This window comes from Fodinibius sp. AD559 (assembly GCF_052712805.1).
The window spans coordinates 411,726-426,694 of sequence record NZ_JBQPVW010000001.1; the positions used below are offsets into that span (position 1 = coordinate 411,726).

A 14,969-nucleotide genomic window follows, 5' to 3' on the forward strand; every position below is an offset into this window, starting at 1 on the left:
TCGATGAAGATTAAATATATACATATTATTGGGATTACGATGTTGTCAGCTATTATTTTTATGCAGGGCTGTTCATCCACCAAACCTTATGTCGAGGGACCGGTAAAAACGTTTGATCCCGATACGGCGCATATCGAGATGCCCGAAGAGCAGCCGCAATACCAATACTGGGATCGCATTGACAATACCATTTTTCATCAGCTTGAAAAACCGTTGAACCTTAATCGGACGGGGCGTTGGCTGGGACGCGGTTTGGGCATAAGCGATAAACGTCAGGCCGATAATATTAATAAGCTCGATGAGGTTCCCGAGTCGAGTTGGTACACTTATCGCCATTATTATGATGAGATGTCGCCTGATGAGCTGGCGGCCGGACCTAATACTGAGTCACCCTATACGAAGGGAAAGTGGACCATTTTCAGGGCTAAATTTGAAGGGGCAAACTCCGGATTTTTTATAGAGGATGAAAACGGAAATCGCTATCTCATAAAGTTTGATGGCTACGATTATCCTGAGTTAACGACCGCTGCAGAGGTGATTGGAACCAAGATTTTTTATGCGGCCGGCTATACCGTTCCCGAATCTGTAATCACTTATTTTGATCCCGATAAAGTAACCATTGGCGAAGGCGTTACGGTAGAAGAGAGGGGGCAGAAACGTGCCATGACGATGGACGATTATCGGGAGATCGTGAAGAATCGCCCCCAGAATTCTGATGGGAAAGTTCGGGCGCTGGCCAGTAAATTTGTGGATGGTGTTCCCCTTGGGCCTTGGAATTTTGAAGGGACATTAAAAGAGGACCCCAACGATCGGGTAGCTCATGAACACCGTCGCGAGCTGCGTGGGATGCGGGTGATTAGTTCCTGGCTTAACGATACCGACCGGCGGGATGCCAATACGATGGCGGTCTATAATGATGATGGTTATATCGATCATTATGTGCAGGATTTTGGGAATACGTTGGGCGCTAATGGTATGTCTATTCACAAACCCATACAGGGACAGGCTTACCTGATTGATCCCCGCTATATGTTGGTGTCGGCCTTATCGCTGGGTGGATATACTACGCCTTGGGAAACGGTTGAGCCGGAGGTGCCCTATCCTGCAGTGGGATATTTTCGATCAGATATCTTTAAACCAGGACGCTGGGTGCCCACACATCCGCTACCGCCCTTTGAGAATATGACGCTGCGCGATGCGATTTGGGGTGCCAAGCAGGTCATGAGTTTTTCGGATGAGGATATTCGAGCTATCGTAGAGACGGGGCAGTATTCCAATCCCAATGCAGAGGAATACATCGTCCAAACCCTGATAGAACGCCGGGATAAGATAGGTCGCTATTGGTTTTCCAAGATGAATCCGCTTGATAAATTCAGCGCTGATATTGAGAATAAGACTCTTTTACTTACGTTTATGGATTTAAGTGTGAGTGGTGGATTGGTATCAGCTTTAGATCATAAATACCGGGTCAAAATTGAATCTGAAAGTAAAATCCTGTCAGAATATCGAGAAATAAAGGAACCCCAATTATCTGTAGAATTACGAGACGAAAGGCTTCTAAATGATGTTCTGCGATTTGATATCGAGACGAGGGGCAGCAAATATGCTGGCTCCGGTAAAACGGTGACGGTATACGTTGCGTTGAATGATAATAACAGTCGAGTGGTAGGCATTCGCCGCGAAGAGTAAATAAAATATAGATGAAGAAATTATTAACACTATTATTGATCCCAATTATTATTTCGGGATGTGTTTCAACCAAACCACCTTCGCCTGATGAGGTTCCGGTCGTAGAAAACAGTAATCAGCCTGATGAAAGTGAGCGATTTTATTCCGTTTTTTTAGCGGGGGATGCCGGGTATGCGTCGCTTGATCCGCTGGAGCCGACTTTGTCGGTATTAAGAGAGCAGCTGAAGCAGGCCGGGGAACAGAGTGCTGTGGTCTTTTTGGGAGATAACATTTATCCGGATGGATTGCCTCCTGAAAATCAGAAAAGTCGACCAAAAGCTGAGAAATATCTACAGGCCCAGTTCAAGACGGTAGAAGATTTTGAGGGTAAAGTGGTATTTGTAGCGGGGAATCATGATTGGAATTCGAGTGGAGAGAATGGATTAGAATATGTACAGCGACAAGAACGTTTTATAGAAGAGTCGCTAAATCGAGGGAATGTGTTTCTGCCAGATGACGGATTACCCGGTCCGGCCCTGGTAAAAGCGGGAAATGAGGAGTTGAATTTGTCGATTGTTGCGTTGAACACACAGTGGTGGTTGCATCCCCATAACAAGCCGGGTGCCAAAACCGATAGTGCCTTCGATACTACGAGTGAGCGGGCCATCAAACAGGTGCGCGCGGCAGTGACTGACGAGAAGGCCGATCAGGTGCTGGTAGTGGGGCATCATCCCATGTATTCAAATGGAAATAATGGAGGAAAATTTCCGCTCAAAACGCACTTGCTGCCTCCGGTTGGGGGATCACTTTATGCCTTGTATCGTAATATTTGGGGCACTTCCCAGGATATTGCTTCACAAAAGTATAGTAATCTCAAGGAACAGTTGACCTCCGCTTTTGCAGAGCGGGAGCCGATTATTTATGCATCAGGACATGATCACAACTTGCAGTACCTTACTTTTGGGGATGAGCGACGCAACCAATATTATATTGTAAGCGGGTCAGTATCGGTTACCAGCTTTGTCAAAAACCCTGATCTGCCCAGCTTTGGTATTCAGCAAAGAGGATTTTCGGCAGTGCATTATTATAAAAAGGGCATCTGGATTGAGTTCTGGAATGAAAATGGTAAACGGTTATTTGAACAGAAGATATCTGATTTGCCCAAAGAAAAATGATTAGAAAAATAAATAATATATGAATAGTAACATGAAGGCGGTTGAAGAAGAAATTTATAAGAAGAAAAAGGAATTTGTAGAAGAGGCGAGCCTTATTTTTGAGGAACAGGGTCATTCTCGAATAAGTGGACAAATATTAGCTTGGCTGCATGTTTGTGAGCCCGAGGCGCAGTCGTTTAGTGATTTGGTTGAGCACCTGAATGTAAGCAAGGCTTCCATAAGCAATATGACGCGCTTACTTTTACAGTCGGGATTTATTGAAAAAGTACGTAAACCGGGTAAACGGCAGACCTATTTTAAACTTGTTGATCATGCGTGGTGTAAGGTTATGGAACGGCATCTCGAAAAGATGAAACAATTGCGAGATATATCGGCAAAATATAAAGAGGAGTTGAATAATGAAGATGATGCAGATATTGATCGATTAAATGAAATGCATGATTTCTATGTCTTTGTTACGGAACACTTTCCTGAATCAATCGAGGAGTACAAGAAGAATTGTAGGAATACTAGTTAAGTGGGTTAAAGCGGATTGTCAATCTCTTAAACCCACTTCCTTTTTTAAGACGTTGTTCATGGTGCATTGAATTAACCGATATAAAATCGGTTTTTTTATGAGTGAAGAGATGAAGGTGTCTTATTTTGGGGAATTTGGAGAACTGGATAATAGTTCAATAAGCCAATGCTTAATTCATTCAAAGTGATATCACCAGCGGGTGGTATCGCTTTTTTTATTTGGGATAGTTTTAACTATAGTTTGGCGAAACTTGTGATATTCGGTATTGGGTGAACTTGCTTGTAACGAGGTATTCACTCTTAATGGAATAGGTTTACCTTATTGAGTTTTATCCGGGATTTCTCGCTGGTATAAGAAGGGCCCATCTTTAATAAATATTGCGCTCCTCTTTTAATACTTGCCTTTGTTTTTTGGAAAGGATTGGAAGAAAGTGCTTTAACTTCTGATACTCATGATTTGAAATTCACATACTATCATACGGTTCAATATCGTAATCAGTTGAGAGTATCCACGGCCGGTAATCTTTTGTTTCTGCCCTTTCTTCTACACATTCATGGATGATCGGCCGATCAGATCGCTCATTGGGCCAACTGCGTTCTTTTTTTGTATAAATTAACTGCTGCCACCAGCCACTCCTGGAATCATGCATAAAGGCGTCGGCTTGGGGAGTTATATCCAAATTATCTGCATTATAGATTCTTAGTCCGTGCTCCATTGCTTTTCGACACATCCAAAGAAAAGGAATATTCGAAAGGGCACCTTTCTTGTATCCACCGCCTACATCAGTATGCATACCTGGGAACCATACCTGTTGTAATGTTTGATATTCTTCAACAGTTGAATCCCATAACTTGGGATGAAATGTTTTTCGTTCATCATCGATAGCTAAGGCGTGATAGGCATGTTCAACACTTTTGCTAAGTTTATAATTATGGAAATTATGTTGGAAAAACGGTATTCGATCCAGGATGGGGCTTATTCCTTTAATGGGAAGACCCAGCGCAGAGACCGTATCAAAGCATCCCAGAAATTTAACACGGGTCCACATAGTGTGGTGTTTGTCAATAAATGCTTCTGCTTGGGCGTTTCTCTTTTTGCTATTATTGATCTTATATATGTTATAAGCCTCGTCAATTAGGTCTTGACGGGATTTGGGCAGAATACCAAAATAGTGTATAAAACTGGAGAGGCTTCGTACCGTTGCCGCCCCTCTGCTAAATCCAAATAAAAAGATGTCGTCTCCAGCCTGATAATTTTCAAACAAAAATCGATAGCAGTCCTTGATGTTCTGGGATATGCCATAGCCAGAAATCTGTTTAAAAAGTTCAATACCACTGGTGCCAATACCGGGATCATAAAAAACAATTTGATCATTAGTTCGATTTTCAATGGTATTAAAAATCTTATATATGTTGGTGTTGTATCCTTCCCCACCTTTCTGACCGGTTCCATCCGATAAAATGATAATGTTCTTACCCATAACTAATTGATTTTAATGTCAATGGCTTTGTTAAACAACGTTGTTCAGTAAGGTCACAATGGTTCCCAAAAAATATTCTATGCGATCCTTAATTTTGGTTGCTTTTTATTTTAAGAGATTTTAAAAAGAAAGACGACACTTTTCTTAAAAAGTCTATATCTCACTAATTCAAAAGTCAGGAGGTTTTACTTTACATTAGTAATAAAACCCTATAAGACAATAACTAAAAAGGCTTAGTAGAAAGTACGTCTGAGAGGATTCGAACCCCTAACCTCCTGATCCGTAATCTATACAAGATATTCCTGTGCGTGAAACGGGCCGCGATTTTGGAATTTGATGTAGTACTATTTGTAGTACCGAAGGGGAACTATGGGAAAGTGTTTCCCGAAAATTATTGGACAAAATTAATTACAGACTCGCGCGGCCAATCCTGGAGTGAGACAGTATTTGTTACTATTAAACTTATAGATTAAGATCATATTCAATAATAAATATTTCTAAATGTAAGGGGCCCACCCAAAATTGAAGGTTAAATTAGTAATAGGTATATGCAGGAAGACTTGAACCCTCACCCTTTAGATCCGAAGCCAAACTGATATATGGCTTTATGATTCATAGAGCTTGATCTCGGGATGTCATGTTACATCATATGTAACAACTAATATGAAAATTGGGAAGGCAATACATTTGAGATATGTGTCAATATTGTAAAAAGAATTAGTCATAATTAATGACAAATTAAATGGTGTCAGAAGATTAATCAGTATGATATACATAGGGTTATAAATATTTACGAAATGGAGATAAAACCAATATTTTATTCATTACAAGAAAAAATTTGGCGGAGATCAAAACAGTGAAGGATTTGTAGAATGAATTCTTGAACAGTAGGAAGAACGATTGCTTGCAATGTTAACCAGTAGAATAATTGGCAAACTCTTTAATATTGAATTGTATTACTGTTATATTAATTGAAAGGGAAATGAATCTTTAGGTTGAGAGCATTTAGGAAAGTTAGTATTACAACCATCTACGAATACTTATGGGATTTACAGCTATCAGCAAATTTGAAGTGCGTAACAATATGGAAGATGAAGTACGAGAGGCTTTTCGGAAACGTCCCGGCCTGGTTGAAGATGCCGATGGCTTTGTGGGGCTTAATGTGATTTCACCGAAGGATAATCCCGCCGAGTTTTGGCTGATAACGCATTGGGAGGATGAGAAGTCGTTTCACCATTGGCACGATAATCATCGCAGCGAATCCCATCAGAATATCCCCAAAGGGTTAAAGCTGGTAAAACGGAGCTTTACGCTCAACTTTTTTGATCATATAACTTCGTAAAGCGATAAGCTTATGCCAGGATCTGGACGTAAAGTTGTGCAACAATTAGAAGCTCACAAAAGTGAGCTGGCTGAGCTAGTAACGTCCATGCATTTTGAACGTCATCCCGAGCTGGATGAGCGCTATGGCGAAGAGGGGCGAAAGAAATGTTATGAGGATACCACTTACCACCTTGATTACCTGGTACAGGCGGTTCGTGTCGATAGCAAGGAACTGTTTAACAACTATTTGGATTGGGCACGGACCATGCTGCAAGAACGGGGTATTCCTGAAAGTGATCTTGTTGATAATATTGTCGTTATACGAGAAGCCATACGAAAGGTATTGCCGGGTGAACAGGCCGAAATGCTGGTGGCATTCATTAAAGAGGGGCTTTCTTCGTTAGAAGAGGACCAGGAAGAGCAGATAATATTTTTGAATTCTGACGATCCTTTTCATGAGAAGGCCCGGACCTATCTGGATCTGTTGCTGGCCGGTAAGCGCAGGAAAGCGGCAGATCTTATTGAGGGGCTGGTGGATGATGGAGTATCAATAAAAGAGATATACGAGTATATTTTTCAAAAAACGCAGTATGAGGTTGGTGCGCTTTGGCAGACGAATCAAATTACGGTGGCCCATGAGCACTATTGTACGGCTGCCACACAGCTGATCATGTCGCAATTGTATCCCGAAATATTTGCCATGGAGAAGAGCGATAAGCGGTTGGTTGCGTGTTCTGTAGCGGATGAGCTTCATGAAATCGGTATCCGCATGGTGACGGACTTCTTTGAAATGGAAGGCTGGGATACCCATTATTTGGGAGCTAATATGCCTGATAATCACCTGATAAGATCTGTTAAGGAAAAAAATGCCGATGTATTGGCTATTTCGGTAACGATGCCACTGCACATCAGTACAGCCAAAAACCTGATTCAGACAGTGCGGAATGATAGTGAGCTTGGAAATACAAAAATCATGGTCGGTGGATATCCCTTTAACATGGTGCCCGACCTGTGGAAAAAAGTGGGTGCGGACGGGTCGGCAAAATCTGCAGATGATGCCATTGAAACCGCAAATAAATTAATCGCAAATTGAGCACTTGGAATAAAAGCATTCCTAATGGATTTGCTGTCATTGTAAATGATGATGGGATACTCCAGAAGATAATCCATGATTCTTATGGATTGTTTTCACTTCAAGGAGATGAAACCATTTCTTTTGTCGATTGCCTGGATAGTGACAGCATTCCCAAAGCCTACCAGTTTCTTGAACGGATAAAAACGAATGATGTAGCCTATAACTGGGAATTGCATGTTTCAAATGATGAGGAGATTAGCCTGTTTAACTTTTCTGGCATTAGGACTGATGACGGAAACTTGTTGATAGGGATGGACAATCGGGATGATACTGAGCAGTTTTTAAATGGACTGATGGAAATGAATAATGAGTCCGTCAATAAGTTGCGGGCATACATGAAGAAGCAACAAGAGCCGACTGGTGCATCGAAAGAGGATGAGTGGACGTTGTATAATGAAATGAGCGGACTCAATAATGAGTTGGCCAACATGCAGCGGAAGTTAACAAAACGGACGGCCGAGCTTGAAAAGATGAATGAGCTAAAAAATCAGATGCTGGGAATGGCGGCCCACGACCTGCGAAATCCACTTACGCTGATTCAAAACTATGCTATATTTTTGATTGAAGACCACAAGGAGCAGAGCATATTTACAGAGGATCAGTTTCAGCTGGTCAAAGAGATCAAAGAGTCCAGTGAGTATATGGTACAGATTATTGAAGATATGCTGGATATTTCGGCCATAGAGTCAGGCAGTATTAATTTAGAAAAAAGTGATGAGAATATTGGTGAACTCATAGAGCGAGTTGTGTCATTAAACCGACCCACCGCCAGCAAAAAGGATATTTCTGTCATCACACGTTTGCCCGACAAACCAGTAGTGAAAGAGATCGATGCCCATAAGTTTCAGCAGGTATTGGATAATCTTTTGTCGAATGCTATCAAGTATTCGGGTACTGGCACCGAGGTTGAGGCAGGTATTAAGAATATAGATGAGACGGACGGAGTTACTATTTTTGTCAAGGATCATGGGCAGGGAATACCCAAAGAGGAGATCGACAAGCTGTTTGAACCATTTGCGGACATAAGTGTAGAGGCTACAGCGGGAGAGAAAAGTACCGGGCTTGGGTTAGCGATTGCAAAAAAAATTGTAGAAGCCCACGGTGGTGATATTCAGGTCGAAAGTGAAGTTGGCGAAGGATCAATCTTTTTTGTCAATATTCCTTGATCAAGTTTCTATCGAATAAAAGGTCCGTCGTATAATTAAAGCAGATCTTCAAGCTTTAATTAGTAGTTTATGCTTAGTTTCATGGATGAAGGATCTTCGTGGCATTTCTTTTCTGATACGTTAACTTCTGAAATGGGTATTTGATTGTGATTCATTTAACCCTGCTTTTGGTTTATGCCTCTCATTTCTTGGATTTCTAAATGTTTTGAGAAATATTGCTAATTCTTGTCAATACTACTATTAGGATTGGGAGCCGCTTATGGAGATTAGAAACGTTGAACAATTTTTTCATGGTAGCCCCCTCCCCATGTTGGTGTATGATCAGGAAGATTATGCAATCAAAGAGGTCAATCAGGCCATGGTTGAGGCCTATGGGTATTCGCGGGAGGAGATGCTGTTTTTCACTTTATTTGATCTGCGCCCCGAGGAAGGGGTGCCCAAGTTGAAGAAATACCTCTCGCAAATAGATAACGAGACCGTAGGCGATGAGGGCGTTTGGAAGCATCAAAAGAAGAACGGCGAATTTGTCTACGCCATTTATAATTCTGCATATCTTGCGGAACTACTACCATTTCAGAAATGGAATTCGTTTGCACTCATGCAACTTTTTGGATGCAGAACGAATGCGAAACTGCATGATCATATTTTCCAGGTTAAATTGTTTGATTAATACTTGCTGATCTTTTGCAACGGTTTTCCCCTTCTAAATGAATTTATAACTGTTCTTATAAAGATATAGTACTTTCATTGACAAGATATCGCCCTCAGAATTTTATGGCACAACTCTTGCGGAATGCAAATGTTGGATGTTAGTATTCTTTTGTCTGTATGGACCAAGTAATACGTGCTACAAAACATTATGCACTGCCTTTTTAAATAGCTGATAATGCTGTGATTTACTCTAAACCATTTTTTGACCGGAAAGTTATCACTTTTTTGCTATTTATTTTTGGGGTTGGCTGGATTTTAGGTACTGACTATTTGGGGGCCACCTTGTTAGAAGGGTACGTAACCTCATTTGAATTTAATATTATAAAAGGGTTGTTATTTATAACAATTGCTTCTGCGGGACTCTATGGCCTCCTCTTTTATAGGGATAAAAAAATAAATCAACATCAGCGTCTGGCCGAATCGATTCTGGATGCAACTGATATAGGCATAGCTGTGGTCAATAGGGAGGGGGAGTTTGTTCTGTTTAATGAAGCGTTTGAAAGCATGGCTGGATATCAAAGGGACAGACTTGAAGGCTTATCTTTTATGAGGATTGTACCGGATAACCAGAAAAAGGAGGTGGTACAACATTTCAATTACCTACTGGAGGGTAAGGCTCCCAAGCGCAGGGAATGGGTCTTTCATGATTCGAACAATAATAAAACATCGGTGAAAAGCAATGCTAGCCTACTTGCCAGTGATCAAGGAGGAAAATATGTCATCGTTGCGTTGACGGATATTACGGAGCAAAAGCAACTTCAAGCGGAACTCAGGCAGGCACTGGAAGAAAAGAAGACATTGCTTGCCGAAATTGTCCATCGGGTAAATAATAATTTTTCGGTTATTACAGGTTTGATGAAGTTACAAACATTCAATGTAGACAACCGACCATGCGAAGATTTGCTTTTAAACAACACCGCTCGAATTCAAGCTATGGCCACGGTACAGAATATGTTGTATCAGAACGATTCCTTCACCCATATTGAAATGGCCTCCAGCATACGAAAAGTGACGACCGAGATTGTAGAGACGTTTCAAGCGGGCTCGGAAGTAGATCTCTCATATGATCTGGAGGAGATAAGCCTTAATATCAACCAAATGATTCCTTGCGGGCTCATCTTGAGCGAAGTCCTGTCCCATGCGTTGCAACATGGTTTCGACAGTGAAGATAACAAGAAGTTAAAAATTCAGCTCCGAGCCCATGATGGAAAAGTAACCGTTCTCATATCCGATAACTGGGTCAGCGGGTCTGCTGAATTAGATAATAAGGATGATCTTCAGTCTTTAGAATTGGAAATTATCAAAACCTTGACCCGCCAACTGGAAGGTACGTATACCCGCCGACCCACCCAGCAAGGAACCACGTTTAGCCTAGATTTCCCCAAAAAGGATGTCAGAGGTATAGGCAATGCCCAACTATAATTAGGTTCAAACAGCTGACCCTCTCCAAATTATTCGTCCAATAATGTCAAAGTTATTTTCACCCAAACGAACTTCAATTGGATTAAACTTCTCATTTATCGTTGAAAGCTGCAGGCGTTTTGAGGGAAGACGTTGCACAAGCTTCATACGGATTTCATCATCAAATCGGACCACGAAAATCCCGTCTCCGACAGGATCAGTTTGATCTCTATTTACTATGGTAAGGCTTCCCGGTGTTATCACCGGGCTCATTGAGTCACATTTAACATTAATTGCAAGGAGATTATTTGTGTCAGGTTCCACTACCGTATTTATGAATGTACTACAAAAAGGAATGGTATGGGATGGGTTTTCCCATTCCTCTACAGGCATATATCCTTCTCCACCTTCCCGGGAAGGACTCATTGAATAATACGGCAAGTTTAAGAAGCTAATCGGATTTCCATTCTTGGTATTATTTTTAAATGAATCCTTTTTAAGGATAGGATGGATTCCTTTAAGGAGCCATTCGGTATTTATATTGCTCTCATTTTTGAGAATATTATTTAGGAAGTCCAGGTCGGGCGCTGATTCTCCCTTTCTGTAGCGATAGTAGGTAGATTGACTGCATTCCCCCATTTCAGCCATTTCAGAAGGGGATAGCCCCAATACTTGTTCTAGTTCTTGTAATCTTTTACTAAATATTTTTCTTGCAGGCACGGTAATTGTAAATATTTATTCTCAAATTTGGGATTTTAAAGTAATATGAATACACTCTTGAATTGATTATAGTGTAATCAAAAATTAGTGCTTTTTCATTTAGTATTTGTGCTGTTGGCTGGTTAGAAAGATACCATTCTAGTGTAGAACAAAATATAGTGTGTAAGATACGGTATTTATGGAGAATATTGATAAAGCGTTGTTTTGGGATAATCCCATTCCAATGTTCCTGATGTCTGGAAAAAATAAAGAGGTAACAGATGTTAATAATGCATTTCAAAAGCGGTATGATAGGGATTCTAAAATTATCGGCCGTTCTCTTCAGGAGCTTACAAAACCAATCTCCTCTACTATTAAGTCCGCTGAAGATGCAGATGTATCAAGGGACTTTGTAGTCTTATCATTTCCTGATAATCATTCTACAATAATTGAACTGTCGTTGCAACAAATCGGGGATGGAGAAAAGCCAACATATTTAGGGACTGTTAATGATCTCTTTCCTCCACTTACTAAAGAAGATTCAGTGCAACATCCCATTTTTAAATCTATCTTTGATAACGCTTTGGATATTATCCTGGTTGCCGATGACAGGGGCCAGTTTACCCAAGTCAACGAGACAGCTTGCAAGAAGTTAGGCTATTCTCGAGAGGAGTTGCTCGAAATGAGGGTGGAAGATATTACTTACGAGCCCATGCAATCATATAAAGACAAAAAATGGGGTGATTTTCTGCAAACAGGTACCGATGAAGGAAAATATCTGCTGGAAACGAAAGGCGGTGAAGTTATTTATACCGAGTATAGAGCTATTGCAAATATAAGGCCTGGTCAACACCTGTCCATCTTGCGAGATGTCAGCAAAACGATTCGTATTGAGGAGGAGCTTCAGGCAAGTGAAGGTCGCTTCAAGCGGTTACTTGATGCGGCCCCGGATGCGATTTTTGTTGTTGATCAACATGGGGAGATCCTATATTGCAACCCGGAGGGGGAACGTATGATGGGCTATTCCGAAGAAGAACTTGTGGGTAGTCCAATTGAGATTCTTGTTCCCGAGCTTATACGGGAAGACCATAAAGACCATTGCCGCCGGTATACGGAAAATCCGCATAAAAGGCCGATGAGTGCTGACTTGGAATTGTCAGCCATTCGAAAGGATGGAGCGGAAGTACCGGTAGATATTATGCTTGGACCGCTTAAAGAAAATGGTGAAGTGCATACATTGGCCGTAGTTCGTGATATTTCAGACTTCCAAGAGGCTCAAAACAAGATTAAACGAGAACAAGCATTTACGAAACTACTTCATCGGTTGACCAAAATTGCCAATGAAGCCCAAGGAATAGATGAGGCGCTGGATAAAAGTATTGCAGAGATCTGTGAATTTATGGACTGGCCCGTTGGCCACGTTTATAAACCAGCAAATGATGGATCAGATGAATTTTACCCGACTGACCAATGGTATGTTCGAGATCCAGAAATGTTTAAGGACTTCCGGAGTTTTACGATGGGTGTTCGGTTTTCCCCTGGTGAAGGAATGGTGGGGGACGTCATAGAAACCGGTAGACCGCAATGGGTGAGAAATGCCCATGAAGATCCTGATTTTGTCCGACGCCTTCCCGATTTAGATCTACAAATTAGAGCTGGTTTTGGTTTTCCCATTCTTGTTGAAAACAAGGTAGTGGGGATATTAGAATTCTTCTCGTCCAACGTATTAGAAGAAGATGCTTTGCTGTTGGAAAGAATGGCTACCATTGGGTATCAGCTGGGTCGAGTATATGAGCGATATAATGCCGAGAAAAAGTTGAAAGAAAGTGAACAAAAATTTAAACGCCTATTTGACACCTCTTTTGATGGGATACTAATTCTTGGCGAAAAGGAAGTGATCGATTGTAATCGGCGAGCCGAAGAGCTATTCCAGTGTTCCTGCGAAGAGCTGAAAGAAAGTGCATTATCTTCTTTTTTCCCTTTCAAACAACCCTCGGGCACGTTATCAGATACTGATGGAAAAGAAAAGGTAAGAAGCGCCTTCCAGGGAGAGGATCAATTCTTCGAATGGCAGTTTCGACGTCCGGACGGGACCACTTTTGATGCGGAGGTGAGTTTAATCCATATGCCTCTCCCCGGAGAAAATTATGTGCAAGCCATTATACGGGATATAACTGAACGCAAAGAAAAGGATCGGCTTTTGAAGAAAAACATGAGCCTTTTCAGCCAACTCTTCGAAAATGCGCCGGTGGGATTGGTGCTGTTAGATGCGGATCATTCGATTTCAAGGGTAAATGACAGCTTTGAAGAGATGTTTGGTTACCAGCTCTCAGAATTGAAATGCAAGGATGTTGATACGTTTCTTGCTCCTCCGGAACGAGAGCAAGAAGCTAGGGATATTACCAATCGGACATTACAGGGAGAGTCCTTTCAGATAGAAACCATACGCCAATGTAAGGATGGAAAAGATGTTCCAGTTCTTATTGCTACTGTTCCCGTTGAAATAGATGGAGACATTATTGCCATTTTTGGCATCTATGTAGACATAGCTAAACGAAAAGAAGCTGAACAACAGCTGAAAGAGCAGTTGGAAGAGAAGAAAATATTACTTGCCGAAATTCACCACCGAGTAAAAAACAATTTGGCAGTTATATCGGGACTCCTTGAACTCCAAAAGGATACTACCGAATATGAAGAAGCTTATCGAAGTTTGCAAGATAGCCAAACACGAATCCAGAGCATGTCGCTTATTCATGAACAGCTCTACCAGATGGAATTGTTTTCTTCCCTTCAGTTGGATGAGTATGTTCAAAACCTAGGAAAAACTATTGCCAATAGTTTTATTAATGAAACAACAGAAGTTATAATTTCATATGATATCGAGCCTGTAGAGCTTGGGATGGACCAAGCGATCTCTTGTGGATTACTGTTAAATGAATTATTGACCAATGCCTTCAAGCATGCATTCCCCGATCGCGCTGAAGGACATATAAAAATTACAGTATATGAAGAAGATGGGCTTGTGACCTTAAAAGTAAGGGATAACGGTATAGGAATACCGGAAGAGGTAAAGGAAGGTCAAAATGGTTCTCTTGGGATTAAACTGATCCATACACTTACCCTGCAGCTTGGGGGAGAACTTAAAATAAAAGGAGATAATGGTTCTTGCTTTATTTTGACCTTTGATAAAGCAAATGCATAGCTAAAACTGATATTTCATGTACCATTATTTGTTACATCAGGATGGAGAAAAGATGAGCTTTCTATTTAGGATAAAATGAAACTAAAATAAAAAGGTGCCCGCCTAAAAATGACGGGCACTTTACTTAGGTACGCCCGGGAAGACTCGAACTCCCAACCTTTTGGTCCGAAGCCAAACGCTCTATCCAATTGAGCTACGGGCGCTTACAGTGTGTGTCAGATTAGCTACACAACTTCTGCAAGTATATCTGACTGAGTAAAACGAAAGAACAAAATACCAACTGTAATCCTATTCCAAGCGCCCCTTATTGCAAGAATTGCCACTGGTCTGTCTGACCGGCCTGTTCCGAAGCCAAACTGATATATGGCTCTATTATTCATAGAGGTTGATTTTAGGGAGTCATGTTACATCATGTGTAACTGACCTCCTCCCTAAAAACTGGTCCATTCTAAAATAGAGTTTTCGGGCAATTATGCTAACTTACAACCAAAT

11 protein-coding genes and 1 tRNA gene are annotated in these 14,969 nt (G+C 41.2%); 9 read left to right on the forward strand and 3 right to left on the reverse strand.

Going from position 1 to position 14,969, the window contains the following annotated elements; all coding sequences use genetic code 11:
• Positions 1–3: 3 nt before the first annotated feature.
• The 3 genes from ACQ4LT_RS01955 to ACQ4LT_RS01965 are packed head-to-tail and all read left to right on the forward strand — an operon-like array spanning position 4 to position 3,360.
• Positions 4–1,689, forward strand: coding sequence for a hypothetical protein (locus ACQ4LT_RS01955; RefSeq protein ID WP_445664319.1), 1,686 nt, complete (start codon positions 4–6; stop codon positions 1,687–1,689).
• Positions 1,690–1,700: 11 nt separating this feature from the next.
• The gene (locus ACQ4LT_RS01960; RefSeq protein WP_445664320.1) at positions 1,701–2,843 is read left to right on the forward strand and encodes a metallophosphoesterase; all 1,143 of its coding nucleotides are present in this window, start codon (positions 1,701–1,703) and stop codon (positions 2,841–2,843) included.
• A gap of 19 nt (positions 2,844–2,862) precedes the next feature.
• On the forward strand, positions 2,863–3,360 hold the full coding sequence (locus ACQ4LT_RS01965; RefSeq protein WP_445664321.1) for a GbsR/MarR family transcriptional regulator: 498 nt from the start codon (positions 2,863–2,865) through the stop codon (positions 3,358–3,360).
• 463 nt (positions 3,361–3,823) lie between these two features.
• On the opposite strand, the gene ACQ4LT_RS01970 is transcribed toward ACQ4LT_RS01965, so the two are convergent.
• The gene (locus tag ACQ4LT_RS01970; protein ID WP_445664322.1) at positions 3,824–4,840 is read right to left on the reverse strand and encodes a DUF2235 domain-containing protein; all 1,017 of its coding nucleotides are present in this window, start codon (positions 4,838–4,840) and stop codon (positions 3,824–3,826) included.
• Positions 4,841–5,882: 1,042 nt separating this feature from the next.
• On the opposite strand from ACQ4LT_RS01970, the gene ACQ4LT_RS01975 reads away from it, so the two are divergent.
• From ACQ4LT_RS01975 to ACQ4LT_RS01995, 5 genes are all read left to right on the forward strand, one after another.
• Entirely contained in the window at positions 5,883–6,182 is a 300-nt protein-coding gene (locus ACQ4LT_RS01975; protein WP_445664323.1) for an antibiotic biosynthesis monooxygenase family protein, read from the forward strand.
• A 12-nt stretch (positions 6,183–6,194) separates the two neighbouring features.
• Positions 6,195–7,256, forward strand: a complete 1,062-nt coding sequence (locus ACQ4LT_RS01980; protein WP_445664324.1) for a cobalamin-dependent protein — start codon at positions 6,195–6,197, stop codon at positions 7,254–7,256.
• On the forward strand, positions 7,253–8,464 hold the full coding sequence (locus ACQ4LT_RS01985) for a sensor histidine kinase (protein ID WP_445664325.1): 1,212 nt from the start codon (positions 7,253–7,255) through the stop codon (positions 8,462–8,464). The genes ACQ4LT_RS01980 and ACQ4LT_RS01985 overlap by 4 nt, the downstream gene beginning before the upstream one ends.
• Before the next feature lie 259 nt (positions 8,465–8,723).
• Positions 8,724–9,134, forward strand: coding sequence for a PAS domain S-box protein (locus ACQ4LT_RS01990; RefSeq protein WP_445664326.1), 411 nt, complete (start codon positions 8,724–8,726; stop codon positions 9,132–9,134).
• Positions 9,135–9,355: 221 nt separating this feature from the next.
• Positions 9,356–10,597: a sensor histidine kinase gene (locus ACQ4LT_RS01995; RefSeq protein ID WP_445664327.1), complete on the forward strand. Its 1,242-nt coding sequence runs from the start codon at positions 9,356–9,358 to the stop codon at positions 10,595–10,597.
• 6 nt (positions 10,598–10,603) lie between these two features.
• Here the strand turns inward: ACQ4LT_RS01995 and ACQ4LT_RS02000 are convergent, their stop codons facing one another.
• Positions 10,604–11,296, reverse strand: coding sequence for an XRE family transcriptional regulator (locus ACQ4LT_RS02000; RefSeq protein WP_445664328.1), 693 nt, complete (start codon positions 11,294–11,296; stop codon positions 10,604–10,606).
• 178 nt (positions 11,297–11,474) lie between these two features.
• Here ACQ4LT_RS02000 and ACQ4LT_RS02005 point away from each other — a divergent pair, with 178 nt between their 5' ends.
• Positions 11,475–14,477 (forward strand): PAS domain S-box protein, encoded by a 3,003-nt coding sequence (locus ACQ4LT_RS02005; protein ID WP_445664329.1) that lies wholly within the window; start codon positions 11,475–11,477, stop codon positions 14,475–14,477.
• Positions 14,478–14,606: 129 nt separating this feature from the next.
• Here the strand turns inward: ACQ4LT_RS02005 and ACQ4LT_RS02010 are convergent.
• Positions 14,607–14,680, reverse strand: a tRNA-Arg gene (locus tag ACQ4LT_RS02010).
• Positions 14,681–14,969 lie beyond the last annotated feature (289 nt).